17 protein-coding genes are annotated in these 15,398 nt (G+C 71.5%); 2 read left to right on the forward strand and 15 right to left on the reverse strand.

What is annotated here, in order from left to right; genetic code table 11:
- Positions 1–85: 85 nt before the first annotated feature.
- From FHT26_RS21370 to FHT26_RS21380, 3 genes are read right to left on the reverse strand one after another with little or no spacing between them, the layout of a single operon-like run.
- Positions 86–1,606, reverse strand: a complete 1,521-nt coding sequence (locus FHT26_RS21370) for an ammonium transporter (RefSeq protein WP_168562120.1) — start codon at positions 1,604–1,606, stop codon at positions 86–88.
- A gap of 22 nt (positions 1,607–1,628) precedes the next feature.
- The gene (locus FHT26_RS21375) at positions 1,629–1,967 is read right to left on the reverse strand and encodes a P-II family nitrogen regulator (protein ID WP_047509787.1); all 339 of its coding nucleotides are present in this window, start codon (positions 1,965–1,967) and stop codon (positions 1,629–1,631) included.
- Positions 1,968–2,015: 48 nt separating this feature from the next.
- On the reverse strand, positions 2,016–2,753 hold the full coding sequence (locus FHT26_RS21380; protein ID WP_168562121.1) for a TorF family putative porin: 738 nt from the start codon (positions 2,751–2,753) through the stop codon (positions 2,016–2,018).
- Positions 2,754–3,037: 284 nt separating this feature from the next.
- On the opposite strand from FHT26_RS21380, the gene FHT26_RS21385 reads away from it, so the two are divergent.
- Both FHT26_RS21385 and FHT26_RS21390 read left to right on the forward strand, forming a co-directional pair.
- Entirely contained in the window at positions 3,038–4,570 is a 1,533-nt protein-coding gene (locus tag FHT26_RS21385) for a YifB family Mg chelatase-like AAA ATPase (protein ID WP_168562122.1), read from the forward strand.
- 54 nt (positions 4,571–4,624) lie between these two features.
- Positions 4,625–5,545, forward strand: coding sequence for a DUF72 domain-containing protein (locus tag FHT26_RS21390; RefSeq protein WP_168562123.1), 921 nt, complete (start codon positions 4,625–4,627; stop codon positions 5,543–5,545).
- Here the strand turns inward: FHT26_RS21390 and FHT26_RS21395 are convergent.
- The 12 genes from FHT26_RS21395 to FHT26_RS21450 form a co-directional block, all read right to left on the reverse strand.
- On the reverse strand, positions 5,508–5,723 hold the full coding sequence (locus FHT26_RS21395; RefSeq protein ID WP_168562124.1) for a hypothetical protein: 216 nt from the start codon (positions 5,721–5,723) through the stop codon (positions 5,508–5,510). The two genes, FHT26_RS21390 and FHT26_RS21395, sit on opposite strands and share 38 nt — an antisense overlap.
- A gap of 69 nt (positions 5,724–5,792) precedes the next feature.
- On the reverse strand, positions 5,793–7,598 hold the full coding sequence (gene dsbD, locus FHT26_RS21400) for a protein-disulfide reductase DsbD (protein ID WP_246868031.1): 1,806 nt from the start codon (positions 7,596–7,598) through the stop codon (positions 5,793–5,795).
- A gap of 13 nt (positions 7,599–7,611) precedes the next feature.
- Positions 7,612–8,751 (reverse strand): DUF3570 domain-containing protein, encoded by a 1,140-nt coding sequence (locus FHT26_RS21405; protein ID WP_349238192.1) that lies wholly within the window; start codon positions 8,749–8,751, stop codon positions 7,612–7,614.
- Positions 8,738–8,962, reverse strand: a complete 225-nt coding sequence (locus FHT26_RS21410; RefSeq protein ID WP_168562127.1) for a DUF4266 domain-containing protein — start codon at positions 8,960–8,962, stop codon at positions 8,738–8,740. The genes FHT26_RS21405 and FHT26_RS21410 overlap by 14 nt, the downstream gene beginning before the upstream one ends.
- 14 nt (positions 8,963–8,976) lie before the next feature.
- Positions 8,977–9,468: a TlpA family protein disulfide reductase gene (locus FHT26_RS21415; RefSeq protein WP_168562128.1), complete on the reverse strand. Its 492-nt coding sequence runs from the start codon at positions 9,466–9,468 to the stop codon at positions 8,977–8,979.
- Complete coding sequence (locus tag FHT26_RS21420) at positions 9,468–9,863, reverse strand: hypothetical protein (protein WP_168562129.1); 396 nt, start codon at positions 9,861–9,863, stop codon at positions 9,468–9,470. Before FHT26_RS21420 ends, FHT26_RS21415 begins: the two co-directional genes overlap by 1 nt.
- Complete coding sequence (locus tag FHT26_RS21425; protein WP_168562130.1) at positions 9,860–11,260, reverse strand: S8 family peptidase; 1,401 nt, start codon at positions 11,258–11,260, stop codon at positions 9,860–9,862. The genes FHT26_RS21420 and FHT26_RS21425 overlap by 4 nt, the downstream gene beginning before the upstream one ends.
- On the reverse strand, positions 11,257–11,802 hold the full coding sequence (locus FHT26_RS21430; RefSeq protein ID WP_168562131.1) for a zf-HC2 domain-containing protein: 546 nt from the start codon (positions 11,800–11,802) through the stop codon (positions 11,257–11,259). The genes FHT26_RS21425 and FHT26_RS21430 overlap by 4 nt, the downstream gene beginning before the upstream one ends.
- Positions 11,792–12,439, reverse strand: coding sequence for a sigma-70 family RNA polymerase sigma factor (locus FHT26_RS21435; protein WP_168562132.1), 648 nt, complete (start codon positions 12,437–12,439; stop codon positions 11,792–11,794). Before FHT26_RS21435 ends, FHT26_RS21430 begins: the two co-directional genes overlap by 11 nt.
- Positions 12,440–12,494: 55 nt before the next feature.
- A complete protein-coding gene (locus tag FHT26_RS21440; protein ID WP_168562133.1) occupies positions 12,495–13,214 on the reverse strand; it encodes a hypothetical protein in 720 nt (239 codons plus the stop codon).
- A 17-nt stretch (positions 13,215–13,231) separates the two neighbouring features.
- The gene (locus tag FHT26_RS21445) at positions 13,232–13,840 is read right to left on the reverse strand and encodes an outer membrane lipoprotein (RefSeq protein WP_168562134.1); all 609 of its coding nucleotides are present in this window, start codon (positions 13,838–13,840) and stop codon (positions 13,232–13,234) included.
- A gap of 84 nt (positions 13,841–13,924) precedes the next feature.
- On the reverse strand, positions 13,925–15,397 hold the full coding sequence (locus FHT26_RS21450) for a DUF1501 domain-containing protein (RefSeq protein ID WP_168562135.1): 1,473 nt from the start codon (positions 15,395–15,397) through the stop codon (positions 13,925–13,927).
- Position 15,398 lies beyond the last annotated feature (1 nt).

Consider the following 15,398-nt stretch of genomic DNA (forward strand, 5'->3'; position numbering starts at 1 on the left):
GCCGTTCCGGAAAAAAAGAAAAGGCCGCCCGCAGGCGGCCTTCCCGGTGTCCCGCGGGCCGAAGCCCGCGCCTCTTCCCGAAAACTTACTTGTGGTACGCCGTCTCGCCGTGCGACGAGATGTCGAGACCTTCGCGTTCCTCTTCTTCCGTCACGCGCAGGCCGACCACCAGGTCGACGATCTTGAACGCCACCACCGAGACCACGCCCGACCAGACGATGGTCAGGACCACGGCCTTCAGCTGGATCCACACCTGGGCACCGATGCCGTTGGAGGTGACCGACGCCGTGACCCAGTCGCCGACCAGGCCGGGGCCGCCGAGCGCCTGCGTGTTGAACACGCCCGTCAGCAGCGCGCCGACGATGCCGCCGACACCGTGCACGCCGAACACGTCGAGCGAGTCGTCGGCGCCGAGCAGCTTCTTCAGCGCGTTGACACCCCACAGGCAGGCGAAACCGGCGATGAAGCCGATCACGATCGCGCCCATCAGGCCGACGTTGCCGGCCGCCGGCGTGATCGCCACCAGGCCCGCCACCGCACCCGAGGCGGCACCCAGCATCGAGGCCTTGCCCTTCATCAGCGCTTCGCCGATGCACCAGGCGAGCACCGCGGCCGAGGTGGCCGTGAAGGTGTTCATGAAGGCCAGAACCGCGCTGTTGCCGGCTTCGAGCGCCGAGCCGGCGTTGAAGCCGAACCAGCCCACCCACAGCAGCGAGGCACCGACCATCGTCAGCGTCAGCGAGTGCGGCGTGAAGGCTTCCTTGCCGTAGCCGACGCGCTTGCCGACCATGTAGGCACCGACCAGGCCGGCGACGGCGGCATTGATGTGCACCACCGTGCCGCCCGCGAAGTCGAGAGCGCCCCATTGCCAGATCCAGCCGGCCTTCGCATTCATCTCGTCGACGACGCCGGCGGCGCTGTATGCATCCGGGCCCATCCAGAACCAGACCATGTGCGCAATCGGCGCATAGCTGAAGGTGAACCACAGCGTCATGAACAGCAGCACCGCCGAGAACTTGATGCGCTCGGCGAACGCGCCGACGATCAGGCAGCAGGTGATGCCGGCGAAGGTCGCCTGGAAGGCCGCGAACAGCAGCTCGGGGATGTAGACGCCCTTGCTGAAGGTCGCGCCCATCGCGAAGGCGCCGGTGGCCGGATCGAAGATGCCCTTCATGAACAGCCGGTCGAGGCCGCCCACGAACTTGTTGCCTTCGGTGAACGCCAGGCTGTAGCCATAGATGGTCCACAGCACGACGATCAGCGAGAAGGTGACCATCACCTGCATCAGCACCGACAGCATGTTCTTGCTGCGGACCAGGCCGCCATAGAACAGCGCCAGGCCGGGCACGGTCATCATGATCACGAGCAGCGTCGCGACGATCATCCACGCGACGTCGCCCTTGTTGGCGACCGGCGCGGCCGGCGCCGATGCGGCCGCGGCGGCCGAAGCCGCTGCCGCCGGTGCGGAGGCTGCGTCGGCCGTGGCAGCGGGCGCCGCGGCCGAAGCCGTGGCGGCGGGCGCGGAGGCCGCGTCCTGCGCCAGCGAAACGCCGGCGAATCCCCAGGCGGCGAAGCCCAGGGCGAGTGTGGCAATGAGTTTCTTCATGGTTGTCTCTGTTGTTGTCTGCTCAGAGGGCATCCTTGCCGGTCTCGCCGGTGCGGATGCGCACCACCTGCTCGAGGGGCGACACGAAAATCTTGCCGTCGCCGATCTTGCCGGTGCGGGCCGCGCCTTCGATGGCTTCGATCACGCGGTCGATCAGGCCGTCGTCGACGGCCGCCTCGATCTTGACCTTCGGCAGGAAGTCGACCACGTACTCCGCGCCGCGGTACAGCTCGGTGTGGCCCTTCTGGCGGCCGAAGCCCTTGACCTCGGTCACGGTGATGCCCTGCACGCCGATGGCGCTCAAGGCTTCACGCACTTCGTCAAGCTTGAACGGCTTGACGATGGCAGTCACCATCTTCATGGAATGCTCCTGTTGGCAATGAATGGGTGGGGCTCGCGGAACGCGGGCTCACATCGACTTGGTGATCGTCAGGATGGCGCGCGCCTTGTTGATGTCGCCATAGAAGTCCTTCTTGGTCGCGCCGACGATCGCGGCACCGGCCGAGAAGCCCGACCCGAGGTCCATCGTCGCGCCGAACTTGTAGTCGGCGTAGTTCTCGTAGCCGACGTCCTTCAGCTCGCTCGACAGCCGGGTGAAGCCCATGTGCGCGTTCAGCGTGATGCCCTTGGCGACCTCGAAGTTGCCCGACAGGTCGAGGTAGCCGGTGTTGCGGCCCTTCGGCGGGTCGATGCCCAGCGCCAGGCCGGCCGATTCGCCGAGGCCGAAGTAGTCCTTCGACACCGTGGTCGAGTACTTCAGCGAGACCGGGCCGTAGCTCAGTGCGCCGTACAGCTCGGTGGTGTTGAAGTCGACGACCTTGTCCTTCTGCGAGTAGTAGTACTGCAGCACGCCGACGTCGAAGCCGACGTCCTTCGTGATCTCGCCCTTGTAGCCGCCGTAGAAATCCATCTCGATGCCGGAGTTCGTGAAGCCGATGCTCGAGTTCCAGTTGCCGACGTAGAAGCCGCTGTTCGCGTAGTCGAAGCCGCCCTGCACCGCGGGCTTGTTGTTGCCCTGGTCCTGGCCGCGGTACTTGTAGTTCGTGGTCAGGCTGAAGTTGGTGGCGACGGCCGGCGCGGCGTCTTCGGCATGAACCGACACGGCGAACAGCGAAGCCAGGGCCGAAAGGATCACGATCTTCTTCATGCAGGTTTCTCCAGGCGTTTGAAACTGAGGGGCCGGGGCCTCAGTGCAGCTTTTGTGCCATGGACTTTTTGGGGCGCGCGTGCCCCATCGGCGCCCATTCTGCAGCTTTCAATCGGCTGTCTCGCCAAATTCGCACCGTCTCGGTGCCGAATGACACAACGCGCACCGGAGTGCCCGCTCGTGGTGCAAATACGCCCGCTTGAACAGGGGACAGATGCCCCGTGTCGGTGGGTCCTGTCGCTCGGCAGAATCGCGGCCCTCACCTCCGACCCAGGGACCCTCGCATGACATTGGCCGTCGTCCACAGCCGGGCCCTCGACGGCCTGGCCGCCCCGGAAGTCACCGTCGAGGTGCACCTGGCCAACGGCCTGCCGGCCTTCACGCTGGTCGGGCTGGCCGACACCGAGGTGAAAGAAGCGCGCGAACGGGTGCGCGCCGCGCTGCAGAACAGCGGCCTGGCCTTCCCGCACAACAAGCGCATCACCGTGAACCTGGCCCCGGCCGACCTGCCGAAGGAGTCCGGCCGCTTCGATCTGCCGATCGCGCTGGGCATCGTTGCCGCGCAGGGCGGGCTCGACCTGCAGCGCCTCGCGCGCTTCGAATTCGCCGGCGAGCTGTCGCTCGCCGGCGACCTGCGGCCGGTGCGCGGCGCGCTGGCGATGGCGCTCGCGCTGCAGACCCAGGCCACCCCCGCGCGGGCGCTGGTGCTGCCGGCAGCGAATGCCGAAGAGGCCGCACTGGTGGCCGGCATCGAGGTCCACGGTGCGAGGCACCTGCTCGAGCTGGTGCAGGCGCTGCGCCCGGACGACCCCGACAACCCCATGCCGCGCGAGCTGCTGCCGCGCGCGCTGCCACCGGGCCCGGGCGTACCGTCCGCGCAGCCCGACCTGCGCGACGTGAAGGGCCAGGCCGGCGCGAAGCGCGCGCTGGAGATTGCCGCGATCGGCGGCCACAGCCTGCTGATGATCGGCCCGCCCGGCACCGGCAAGTCGATGCTCGCGCAGCGCTTCGCCGGCCTGCTGCCGCCGCTGACGCCCCAGGAGGCGCTCGAATCGGCCGCGGTGCTCAGCGTCAGCGGCGGCTTCCGCGCCGAGCACTGGCAGCAACGGGCGATGCGCAGCCCGCACCATGGCGCCTCGGCGGTGGCGCTGGTCGGCGGGGGGTCGCCGCCACGGCCGGGCGAGATCTCGCTCGCGCACCATGGCGTGCTGTTCCTCGATGAACTGCCCGAGTTCCCGCGCGCCGCGCTCGAAGCACTGCGCGAGCCGATGGAAACCGGCCGCATCACGATCTCGCGCGCGGCGCGGCAGGCCGATTTCCCGGCCCGCTTCCAGCTGATCGCCGCGATGAACCCGTGCCCCTGCGGCCACCTCGGCAACCCGCAGCGCGCCTGCCGCTGCTCGCCCGACCTGGTGCTACGCTACCAGGCCCGCATCAGCGGCCCGCTGCTCGACCGCATCGACCTGCAGGTCGAGGTGCCGGCGCTGCCGGCCGACGCGCTGGCCGCGGCGCCCGACGGCGAGCCGAGCGCACCGATCGCGCAGCGCGTCGCGGCGGCGCAGCAGCGCGCGCTGGCGCGCCAGGGCTGCCGCAACGCGCAGCTGAACGGCGACGCGCTCGACATGCATTGCGCGCTCGACCCCGCCGGCGCGGCCTTTCTCCGCTCGGTGTCGACCCGGCTCGGCTGGTCCGCGCGCGGCTTCCACCGCGTGCTGCGGATGGCGCGCAGCATCGCCGACCTCGCGGGCCGGCCGGCCATCGAAACGGCCGACCTCGCCGAGGCGGTGCAGTACCGGCGCGCGTTGTCGTCCGGATGAACCGGCCGGTCCCGGTCGCGCAGGTCGCGGGCATGCGGCTTGCCGCCGCATCGCATGGCCACCGGCACGGTTCGAATCGGCATCTCGGGATGGCGCTATGCGCCCTGGCGCGGGGTCTTCTACCCGCCGAAGCTGCCGCAACGGCAGGAACTGGCGTTCGCGTCGCGCATGCTGCCGAGCATCGAGATCAACGGCTCGTTCTATTCGCTGCAGCGGCCCTCGTCCTACGAAGCCTGGCACGACGACACGCCGGACGACTTCGTGTTCTCGGTCAAGGGGCCGAAGTACATCACCCACCTGCGCCGCCTGAAGGAGGTGCGCACGCCGCTGGCCAACTTCTTCGCGTCCGGCGTGCTCGCGCTGCGCGACAAGCTCGGGCCGGTGCTGTGGCAGTTCCCGCCGCAGCTGCCCTTCGACGCCGAGCGCTTCGACCGCTTCTTCGCGATGCTGCCGCACGACACCGACGCGGCACGCGCACTGGCGCGCGAGCACGACGAGCGCCTCGACGACCGCACGTGGTCGAAGGCGGGGCCGACCCGGCCCGTGCGGCATGCGGTGGAGATCCGGCACCCGAGCTTCGTCGACCCGGCCTTCATTGCGCTGCTGCGCCGGCACCGCATCGCGCCGGTGGTTGCCGACACCGCGCAGCGCTGGCCGCTGATCGAGGACCTGAGCGCCGACTTCGTCTACCTGCGGCTGCACGGCGACAAGGAGCTGTACGCCAGCGGCTACGGCGATGCCGCGCTCGACCGCTGGGCGCAGCGCATCGACACCTGGCGCCGGGGCGGACAGGTGGCCGACGCGCGGCTCGCGTCGCCCCATGCCGCACCCCGGCGCGCGAAGCGCGACGTGTTCTGCTACTTCGACAACGACGTCAAGGTGCACGCGCCGTACGACGCGGCGCACCTGGCCGAGCGGCTGGGGGTGCCGACCGGGCTCAGCTCACCCGCGCCGGCGACAGCAGCGGCATCTTGAACAGCCGCCCGTCGGGCAGCACGACGTAGTGGCAGCAGGTATTGCCCGGCCGCTCGGTGACGGTCATCGACGCGCTGCGCCACGAGCACAGTTCGGTGGGGTGGGGTTCGCGCAGGTCCCGCAGCGTGAGGGCGGCATGGACGGGCGCGGAGGACGGTGCGGCGTGAGTTGTGTTCATGTGTTCATTTTGTTGAGCACATGAAAGGACGCGGCACGCCCGGCGAACCTGCGTGCAGCGCCGCGAACATCAGCGCCGCAGGTCGAGGTGCCCCCGGAAGCTCGCCGCGTCGAGGAAGCCCACCACCCGCGCATCGGGGCGCTCCTCGCCGCCGGGCGCGAAGAACAGCAGCGCGGGCGGGCCGAACAGGCCGTACCTGCGCATCAGCGCCTTGTCCTGCGCGCTGTTGGCCGTCACGTCGACGCGCAGCAGCGTCATGCCGGCCAACCGCTCGCGCACCGCGGCATCGGTGAAGGTCAGCGATTCGAACTCCTTGCAGGCGACGCACCAGTCGGCATACAGGTCGACCATCACCGGCTTCGTCGACGCGCGCACCGCGGCATCGAGCGCTGCGAGGTCGGCGACCGGCTGGAACGGCAAGGCCGTCTCGCGCGGGCTCCCCGCCGTGCCGGTGCCGGCGAGGTGCTGCAGCGGCTGCAGCAGGTCGCGCCCGCCGGACGCGAGGCCGGCCAGTTGCAGCACCGCGAGCACCGCCAGCAGCAGGCCGACGCCGCGCGTCGCGGCACGCCCAGGCGACGCGGGGCCGCCGTCGAACGCGCCGAGGTACACCGCGCTCGCCAGCAGCAGCGCCGCCGCGCCGAGCATCAGGCCCCAGGGCGGCAGCACCGGCGACACCATCCACAGCGCGACCGCCAGCAGCATCGCGCCGAAGAAGTGCTTCACGCGGTCCATCCAGGCGCCGGCGCGCGGCAGCAGCGAGCCGGCCGACACGCCGACCAGCAGCAGCGGCACGCTCATGCCGGCGGCCAGCGAGAACAGCGCGATGCCGCCCAGCCACACGTCGTGCGTGCGGCTGATGTAGACCAGCGCACCGGCCAGCGGCGCCGCGACGCAGGGGCCGACGATCAGCGCCGACAGGCCGCCCATCACGAACACGCCGAGGACCTGCCCGCCCTGCAACCGGCCCGACACCTCGCTCAGCCTGCTCTGCAACGCAGTCGGCAGCTGCAGTTCGTAGACACCGAACATCGACAGCGACAGCCCGGCCAGCAGCAGCGCGAACGCGCCCAGCACCCAGGCGTTCTGCAGCGCGGCGGCGAGTCCTTCGCCGAGCAGCCCGGCCACCATGCCGAACGCGGTGTAGACCAGCGCCATGCCGAGCGCATAGGCCGAGGCCAGCGAGAAGCCGCGCCAACGCGACACCGTGCCGCGCTGCCCGACGATGATCGACGACAGGATCGGCAGCATCGGCAGCACGCAGGGCGTGAACGACAGCAGCACGCCGGCCAGCAGGAACACGCCAGCGATCGTCAGCAGGCTGCGCGACTGCAGCGCGCTCGCGAAGCGGCCGGTCTCGGCGGCGGCGGCAGCCGGCGGTGCAACCGGTGGGGCAGCCCCCGGCGCCGCCGCGCTGTCCGCGTCGGCCACCGCGGTCACGGCCCACCCACCCGCCACCGGCTTCAGGTCGAACGCGTGCGTGGCCGGCGGATAGCACAGGCCCTTTTCGGCACAGCCCTGGTGGCCCACCGTCAGCCGGAACGGTGGCGCATCGGCGGCGATGGGCAACACCATCGTCACCTCGTCGTGGAAGGTCTCGACCTCCTTCTGGAAGGTTTCGTCGAACTTCGTCTTGCCGCGCGGGATCGCCGCGTCGCCCGCGGCCGCGGCGGCCGGCAGCGCCTGCACGCTCAGCCGCTCGCGGTACAGGTAGTAGCCGGGCGCGATCGCGATATGCATCGCGACGTGCTGCGCATCGCGCGCCTGCACGCTGAGCCGGAACGCGGCGTCCGGGTCGAGGAACGCATCGGCCGCGACCGCCCGCCACGGCAGCAGCGCGGCCATCAACCACAGCGCCCGGAACAGCAGGTTCTTCATCGAAGGGTCTCCGTCAAAACTGCCGGCTGACGCCGAGCTGCACCGAGCGCGCGCGGAACGGCGCGACATTCGGCGAACCCTCGCCGCCGGCGCGCCAGTTCCCGCGCTGCTCGTAGGCCTCGACCTTCGCGTCGACCGACCACAGCGCGTCGAGCTTGTACTCGGCCTTCAGGCCCACCGTGAACGCACCGAAGGCCGACAGCCGCTGGTCGCCCGAGTTCAGCTGCCCCGGTGCCACCGTCGGGTACAGCGGCAAGCCGTTCGCGTCGACTGCCGACTTGCTGTAGAAGTCCGCCGCACCCTGCGTGTGGTAGCGCAGCAGCGGCGTCAACGCGAACTGCCCGCCGAGCGGCTGCACCCACTCGGCCTGCAGCGTGTGGGCGCGCACGCCGTAGCTGTCGCGGTACACCCGCCAGCTGCTGCGCAGCGTCGCGCCGAGGTCGGCGACGTGGTGGTTCCAGCGCGCCAGCAGCGCGACCTGGCGCCGCCGGTCGGGACGGACGTCGAGGTCCTTGTACGGATCGTCGAAGTAGCCGTGGCCCAGGCTGTGGCTCGCATCGAGCTGCACCAGGTCGACCGGCGACACCGCCTGCGTGACACCGGCGATCAGGTCGGTGCCGCTGCGCATGCGCCGGTCGATGCCGGCGTTGCCGCCGTCGGTCGGGTGGATGCGGTCGCGGTTCGCGCCGAGGCCGGCATGCCACGTGGTGTTGTTGTCGTCGCTCGACCAGCTGCCGTTGAACGACAGCGCATCGGAGTCGTAGTCGTGCTCGCGCGAGACGCTCGCGCCGACCGCATACGACGCGCGGTCGAGGTAGCGCGTCAGCCGCACGTCGCCGGCACGCCGCGTCTCGTGCATCGTCGATGCGCTGGAGACCGCACTCTGCCAGCGCGGCGTCGCGCCCGACAGCGAATCGAGCACCGCGGTGCCTTCGATCGACCAACGCGGGCCGAGCGGCGCGAGCAGGTAGAACGACGGCGAATCGACGGTGATGCGGTGCAGGCCCGGCTGCGAGTCCTCGTAATGCAGGTGCTTGATCGCGACGAGGCCATGCTCCGGCGCGCCCTGCGCTTGCGCGGCGGATGCCATCCAGACGCCGGGCAAGGCCAGCGCCGCGATCACCAGCGCGCCGCGGGGGTCAGTTGCAGCCACAGCCACCTCCGCCGACGCCGGTGCCGCCGGAGGCGGCTTCCTTGCTCGTGTAGATGTGCTGCGCATAGCGTTCGCCGAGCGTGTCGGCGGACATCGTCATCTCGGGCCTGGCGAGCACGCCCTTCTCCCACGGTTGCGGGGGCTGGAAGGCGGCGCAGCCGGACAGGGCGGCGCCGAGGGTGAGCAGGCTGCAGAGGGTTCGGTGTTTCATCGATGAGATCTCGGCTACAGGGCGGCGACGATCGCGTCTTCCAGGGTCTTGCGTTCGTCCTCCCGAAAGCCCTGGTGCACCCGCAGCACCTCGCCTTGGCGGCCGATCAGCACCGAGGTCGGCATGCCCTTCACGCCGAAGCGCTTCGCGGAGGTTCCGGCCGCGTCGAACGCCAGCCCGAAGTGCGCCGGCAGCTGCGCGAGGAACGCATCGGCATCGGCCCGCTTCGCATCGAGGTTGATCCCGACCACCTGCAGTCCGCGCGCGCCGTGCTTCGCCTGCATCTCGTTCATCCACGGGAACGACTGCCGGCACGGCCCGCACCACGACGCCCAGAAGTCGAGGTAGACCAGCTTGCCCTTCAGCGCCGACAGGCGCGGCGCCACGTCCACCGCGCCCGGCAGGTCGACGTCCGGTGCCGGCTGGCCGGCCTCGATCGCGAGCGCCGGGAACGCGCCCATCCCGCCCGCCGCGAGCAGCGCGGCGGTCACCGTGCGCCGCCGCATCACGCGCAGCTGGCGGTGACGACGTGGGAATGCTGGGAGTCGGTCGTCGAGGTCACGACCACCGCCTGCCCGGCCTTCAGCGCCTGCAGCTGCGCCGGCGTGAAGCTGACGCTGTGGGCGTGGCTGGCCGCGCCCTGGATGTCGTAGGTCATCGCGGTGGTCGAATCGAGGTCGGCGGCGGCGATGGTCAGCACGTGGCCGTGGTTGCCGGCGATCTGCCCGCCGGCCGCGCCGCAGCTCTGCGGTGCCGGGCCGGGCGCCGGCGCAGGGGCCGGCCCGGGCGCGGGTGCCGGGCTGCCGTTGTAGTCGCTGCCGCCACCGCCGCAGGCCTGCAGGAACAGCATCACCGTGCTGCCGGCGGCAGCGCCCAGGAATCCCTTGCGTGTCATCGTCATTGCATCGCTCCTCGTGGTCTTTCATCACCCGACTCGATTGGCGGGCCCGTGGGCCTGCCGCGCGAAGCGCACGGTCCGGAACCGTCCTGCTCCTGTCGGTGGGTGCGGGTGGGAGCGAAAAGAGTTGCAAGCGCTTCGCAGGCGTTGATCGAGGCGCCGCTGCGGCTGCGTTCGAGCGCGGTGCGCACCGCGGCGGCGTCCTGCGCCGGGACCGCCTCCAGCAACAGCGCCGCGACCGCACTGGCGTGCGCGGCGGCGAGCGACGAGCCGGACGCGTAGTCGTAGCGGCCGCCGGGTTCGAGCGTCAGGATGTCGCGCCCCGGCGCGCGCAGCACGGTGTCGGCGGCATGCGGCACGCTGTCCGCGCTGTCGACCGCGATCACGCCGGCGATGCCGGTCGGGAAGCCGTGCGGCCGGCCGTCCGGCGGCATCGCGCCGATCACGATGCGACCGCGGCCCAGCGCGGTGCCGACCAGCCGCGCGAGCAGCGGGTCGTCGGGCCCGCCGAGGCTCAGGTTGATGATGCGGGCGCCGTCGTCGATGCTCGCGCCCAGCGCCTGCGCCAGCGTGAACGAGTTGCAGCGCGCCCCGCCTCCGTCGGCCGCGGGACGTTGCCAGCAGGCCTTGTAGACCGACAGCGTCGATTGCGGCGCGACGCCGACGATGCCCTGCCGGTTGTTCGCGACCGCGGCGATCACGCCCGCCACCTCGGTGCCGTGGCGGTCGGCATCGAATTGCGCCGGGCGGCCATCGACGAAATCGCGCGTCGCCGCGATGCGGCCCTGCAGGTCCGGGTGCGTCGTGTCGACGCCGGTGTCGATCAGTGCGATGCGCACGCCGTCGCCGCGCGCACGCTGGTGCGCGTCGACCGCATCGACTTCGACGAAGCCGCGCTGCAGGTCGACGTAGGGGTCGTTGTACAGGACCGCATGCGCCGTGGGGGTCGTCGTCGCGACGCTGGTCGCGGCCAGCGTGTCGAAATCCTGCAGCGGCTGCGCCAGCTCGACGCGCGGGTCGCGCGCCAGCCGGGCCAGCACCTGCTCGCGCTCGGCACCGGGCGCGATCTCCAGCACCACGCAGTGCACGCGCAGCGCGCTGATCGGCCACGCGGCGATCTCGCGCAGGCCGTGCTCGCGCTCGATCGCTTCGAGCGTCGCCCGCGCCTCGCTGCCGGCGCCGTAGCGCTGGCTCGCGTTGTAGGTGGCCAGCGTCGAGCCGGCCTGCGGCACGACGCGCTCGCGCGGGTTCGCGACCGCGACGACGACCAGCCGCTGCGGATGCTCGCGCAGCAGCGCGGCATCGGCCGCATCGCGCGGCAGCGCCGCCGACGGTGCGGCACAACCGGACAGCAGCAGCACGCCCGCCGCCGCGAACATCGCGGCCAGCGCGCGGATCATCGCGGGCCGCCGACCGGTTCGACCAGTCGCATGCCGGGCGCCGCGCGCAGCGCCGCCACCTTCGCGGCGACCTGCTGCTCGCTCGCCGCGCGCGCCTGCAGCGCGAGCCCGTAAGCCCCGGCCGCGTTCGGGCCGCTGACGATCTGCAGATCGAGCCCGCGCAGCAGCGCCTGCAGCTCGTCGGCCCGCAGCGCCGGTGCCGGCACGATGCGCAGCGCGACGCCGGCCGGCTCGCCCGCCGGCGCCGACAGCGTCTGGTAGGCCGGCGCCGCCGCATCGCGCCACAGCAACCCGGCGCCGAGCACCGACAGCCCGACCGCCTCGACCACGACCGCCGCCGCGAGCCAGCCCACCAGCGGCCCGTGGCCACGCCGACGCGCGGGAGCCATCGCCGGCGCGGCGTCACCCTGGTCGATGCGCCGCATCAACCGCTTCAGGCCCGCGTCGGCATCGGTCAGCGGCGGCTGCGGCTCGGCCAGCGCCTGGCGCAGCGCACGCTGCCAGGCCAGGTCGGTGGAATCGTCATCGGCGTCATGCTTCATCGTCGTTCTCCTGGCGGCCCGCGCGGCCCGAATGCCGCACGGCCGGCATGCCGGCCAGCATCGGCAGCACCTGGCGCAGTTTCGCGCGGGCGTGGAACATGCGCGCCTTCACGGTGCTGAGCTCGCAGTCCATGATCTGCGCCACCTCGTCGAGCGAATGGCCGGCGCCGTAGGCCAGCTCCATCGTCGCGCGCTGTTCGGCAGTGAGCCGGCGCATGCCCTTGGCGACCCAGTCGGCCAGCTCGTGGCGGGCGTGGGGGTCGTCGAGGGCATGCAGGGCGTCGGCCGCGCTCGCCGCGTCGGCCGGTTCGGTCGGTTCGTCGCCATGCTCGCGCAGCGTCTTCAGCGCGCAACGCCACGCGATGCCGAGGATCCAGGTCGACACCCGCGAGTCGCCGCGGAACTCGCCGGCCTTCTGCCAGACGATCCAGAAGGTGTCGTTGATCACCTCCTCGACCACGTCGGCGCGGCGTGTCAGCCGGGCCAGGAAGCGGTCGAGGCGGCGGTGGTAGCCGCGGTACAGCGACTCCATCGCCGCCCGCTCGCCCAGCGCGATCCGGTGCAGCAGCGCGGCCTCGTCCGCATCGCCCTGGGGGGCGGCGGCGGGGCGGGCGCGGATCAGCGAAAGCAGCGGCATGACGGTGTGTACGCGCGAGCGCCGCGAAAGTTGCAGAAATATTTCGGGCGCGCGATCAGAACCCGACCGTGAAGCTGCCGACCCAGCGGGCGTCGGCCGCCGGACCGAAGCGCTCGCGCGCCCGGCGGTCGCTGGCCACGCGCGCCAGCTCGAACTGCAGCGCGCCGACGCGCCCGCTCACGCCCAGGTGGCCGTAGTCATAGCTGAAGCCGGCGCGGCGCTGCAGGTCCTGGTGGCCGAGCCCGGCCGCCAGCGCCAGCGACACCGGGCCCAAGCGCCCCAGCGGCTCGCGCAGCACCAGGTCGGCGGCCCAGCCGCTGCGGTGGCCGGCCGGCGACACGTGGGCCTGGCGCAGCGCGGTGACCGAGCCGAACACCCGGTCGCGCCACGCGACGGTCGCACCGAATTCGTCGCGCTCGAAGGCGCGCAGGTAGTCGTCGAACGGGTAGGCGTAGTGGGTGGCCGCCAGCTGGGCGCTCCAGTCGTCGTCCAGACGGAAGGCATGGCCCGCGCGGGCGTGCAGCTGGGTTGTCCAGCCCTCGTCGGCGGACGGGCGCAGCGTCGCGATGCCCAGGCCCGCGATCCAGCCGTCGGCGGCGTCCGCCGACACGCCGGCCTGCAGCACAGGTTTGCCGTTGCCGAGCGCGACGCCGCGCACCAGCAGCGCCGAACTGGCGCCCAGCGTGGCATCGATGTCCTGGGCCTGGGCGGCGGCGGCGAGCGACAAGGCCGCGACGGCCGTCGTCGCCACCCGCCACCGGAGCGGCGCCGTCATGCGCCGGCGGTCGACGATCAGGCCTTCGGCAGCGGGATCGCCTTCAAGGTGCTGCCTTCGACCTCGAAGCGCCCGCCGACCGCCGGGGCGGCCTGCTGCGTGACGGTGCGGGTCGTGCCGTCGTCCATGCGCAGGCGCACCTGGTAGACGGTGGTGCTGCGGGCGCGCTTCTCGACCTCGTGGCCGGCGAAGCCGCCGCCGACGGCGCCCAGCACCGTCATCGCCTTCTTGCCGTTGCCGCCGCCCATCTGGTGGCCGACCACGCCGCCGAGCACACCGCCGGCGACCGCGCCGATGCCGGTGCCTTCGCCCTTGCGGGTCTCGGCCTTCACGCTCTCGACGGTGCCGCAGTTCGCGCAGACGTCGGCCGCTGCCGTGGTCGTGGCGGCCGGTACCGGCTTGACATGGTTGGCCTTGCCCTTGGCGGGGACCACCACGGCGACCGGCGCCGCGGCGTCGACCGGCGCAGGCTTCGGTCCGCTGGTGAGTGCCGCGGCCAGCGCACCGGCGCCGACCACGCCCAGCCCGCCGGCGACCCACCAGGCGGTGCGGCGCGGGGAGGCTGCGGCGGCGCCCGGCGTGGCCGAAGGATCGAGGGCGAGGCTGCTGGAGGTGGTGTTGTCCATGGGGAATCCTGGTTCAAGAAAAAGCGGTCATCGGAAAGACGGTCGGGACGGCCGCGGCGCGCCCGAGCGTTGCAGGCGTGATCATCACCCCAGGAAGCCCAGATTTCGTTTCGAAAAGTTCCCGAGGTTCGGAAAAACCATGTCGAGGTTGGCATCGCTGACGCCGAACCACTTGCCCAGCGTCGCGCCGACCTGGTCGACCGCGATGCCCGGCAGCAGGCTGCCCGAGCCCACTTCGTCGTCGTGGTTGATGCCGACCTGCGGGAAGCGGCCGTAGAGCTCGCCGCCCTTGACCGCGCCGCCGTGCACGAAGTGGTGGCCACCCCAGCCGTGGTCGGTGCCGTCGCCGTTGCTGGTGAAGGTGCGGCCGAAATCGGACGCGGTGAACAGCGTCACCTGCTCGCGCACGCCCAACGTCGCGAGCGTCGCGTCGAAGTAGTTGATCGCATGCGAGATGCGCGCGTACAGGTCGGCATGCGCGCGGTTCTGGTTGTCGTGCGTGTCGAAGCCGCCGATGCTGACGAAGAACACCTGCCGCTTGGTGCCGAGCGCGGTGCGTGCGCCGATGATGCGCGCCACCGTCTGCAGCTGCTGCGCGAGGCCGTTGTTGGCGTTCGCTCGCTGCGCCGGGTTGTAGTACTGGGTCGGCGCGGTCACGGTCGACGCGGTGAAGGCGCTCTGGAAGGCCGCCTGCGCGTCCATCGAACGGCGCACGATCACCTGGTGTTCCTTGCCGAGCAGGTTCTGGTTGTCGGCGGTGATGATGGACTTGAAGGCGGTGGTCGCCGCGGTCGAGCCGAACAGCGAGCCGGTCAGCCCGCCGATGGCCGTGGCGCCGTTGTTCGTCACCTGGTACTGGAACACCGAGTTGCCGGCCATGTAGACCGCATTGCCCTGCACCGAGATGTTGGTGAAGGTCGAGGTGCTGTTGTTGCCGGCCAGCAGGTCGCCGAAGCGGCCGCCCCAGCCGACGCGCGCGCCTTCGGGGCCGAGCGCCTGCCACATCGACTGCTGGTCGTTGTGCGAGAACAGCTTGGCCGGGCGCGTCTTCGTGCCCTTCTGGTACTCGGCCTTGGTCAGCGGCGTCACCAGCGGCCCGGCGTTGGCGATGATGGCGAGCCGGCCCGCGTCGAACAGCGACTTGGTCTCGGTCATGCTCGGGTGCAGCGCGAACTTGCGCGCCGCGTTCTCCGGGTTCGCGAGGTTCTTCGGTGCGATCGACAGCACGCCGCCGAGCGCCGCCGGCGAGCCGGCCGCGGCCGTCGCGTCGGCGGCGGTGCCGACCGGCTTCAGCGCGATCGGGTCCGGCGCGGTCGCGCGCAGCGTGCTGTAGGTCTGCCACGACGCGTCGTCCCACGGCAGCACCATGTTGGCGGAGTCGTTGCCGCCGTACATGAACAGGCAGACGATGGCCTTGTAGTCGCTGGCGGTCTGCGCGACGGCCGCGCCCATCGTGGCCATGTTCAGCGCGAAGGGCAGGCCGGCCGAACCGACGGAGCCCGACAGGATCGTTGCGCGGCGCAGGAATTCGCGGCGGGAAGCTTGGTTGGTCGTCATG

It is taken from the genome of Rhizobacter sp. SG703 (assembly GCF_012275445.1).
In the GTDB taxonomy this organism is placed as follows: Bacteria; Pseudomonadota; Gammaproteobacteria; order Burkholderiales; family Burkholderiaceae_C; genus Rhizobacter.

Excerpts from the sequence above, each read along its gene's own strand:
- FHT26_RS21435 (WP_168562132.1), bottom strand. The coding sequence starts at position 12,439 with ATGCCGCTGCTTTCGCTGATCCGCGCCCGCCCCGCCGCCGCCCCCCAG.
- FHT26_RS21375 (WP_047509787.1), bottom strand. The coding sequence starts at position 1,967 with ATGAAGATGGTGACTGCCATCGTCAAGCCGTTCAAGCTTGACGAAGTG.
- FHT26_RS21410 (WP_168562127.1), bottom strand. The coding sequence starts at position 8,962 with ATGAAACACCGAACCCTCTGCAGCCTGCTCACCCTCGGCGCCGCCCTG.
- FHT26_RS21420 (WP_168562129.1), bottom strand. The coding sequence starts at position 9,863 with ATGACGATGACACGCAAGGGATTCCTGGGCGCTGCCGCCGGCAGCACG.
- FHT26_RS21450 (WP_168562135.1), bottom strand. The coding sequence starts at position 15,397 with ATGACGACCAACCAAGCTTCCCGCCGCGAATTCCTGCGCCGCGCAACG.
- FHT26_RS21395 (WP_168562124.1), bottom strand. The coding sequence starts at position 5,723 with ATGAACACAACTCACGCCGCACCGTCCTCCGCGCCCGTCCATGCCGCC.
- FHT26_RS21370 (WP_168562120.1), bottom strand. The coding sequence starts at position 1,606 with ATGAAGAAACTCATTGCCACACTCGCCCTGGGCTTCGCCGCCTGGGGA.
- FHT26_RS21445 (WP_168562134.1), bottom strand. The coding sequence starts at position 13,840 with ATGGACAACACCACCTCCAGCAGCCTCGCCCTCGATCCTTCGGCCACG.
- FHT26_RS21415 (WP_168562128.1), bottom strand. The coding sequence starts at position 9,468 with ATGCGGCGGCGCACGGTGACCGCCGCGCTGCTCGCGGCGGGCGGGATG.
- FHT26_RS21380 (WP_168562121.1), bottom strand. The coding sequence starts at position 2,753 with ATGAAGAAGATCGTGATCCTTTCGGCCCTGGCTTCGCTGTTCGCCGTG.
- FHT26_RS21390 (WP_168562123.1), top strand. The coding sequence starts at position 4,625 with ATGGCCACCGGCACGGTTCGAATCGGCATCTCGGGATGGCGCTATGCG.
- dsbD (WP_246868031.1), bottom strand. The coding sequence starts at position 7,598 with ATGAAGAACCTGCTGTTCCGGGCGCTGTGGTTGATGGCCGCGCTGCTG.
- FHT26_RS21430 (WP_168562131.1), bottom strand. The coding sequence starts at position 11,802 with ATGAAGCATGACGCCGATGACGATTCCACCGACCTGGCCTGGCAGCGT.
- FHT26_RS21425 (WP_168562130.1), bottom strand. The coding sequence starts at position 11,260 with ATGATCCGCGCGCTGGCCGCGATGTTCGCGGCGGCGGGCGTGCTGCTG.
- FHT26_RS21440 (WP_168562133.1), bottom strand. The coding sequence starts at position 13,214 with ATGACGGCGCCGCTCCGGTGGCGGGTGGCGACGACGGCCGTCGCGGCC.
- FHT26_RS21385 (WP_168562122.1), top strand. The coding sequence starts at position 3,038 with ATGACATTGGCCGTCGTCCACAGCCGGGCCCTCGACGGCCTGGCCGCC.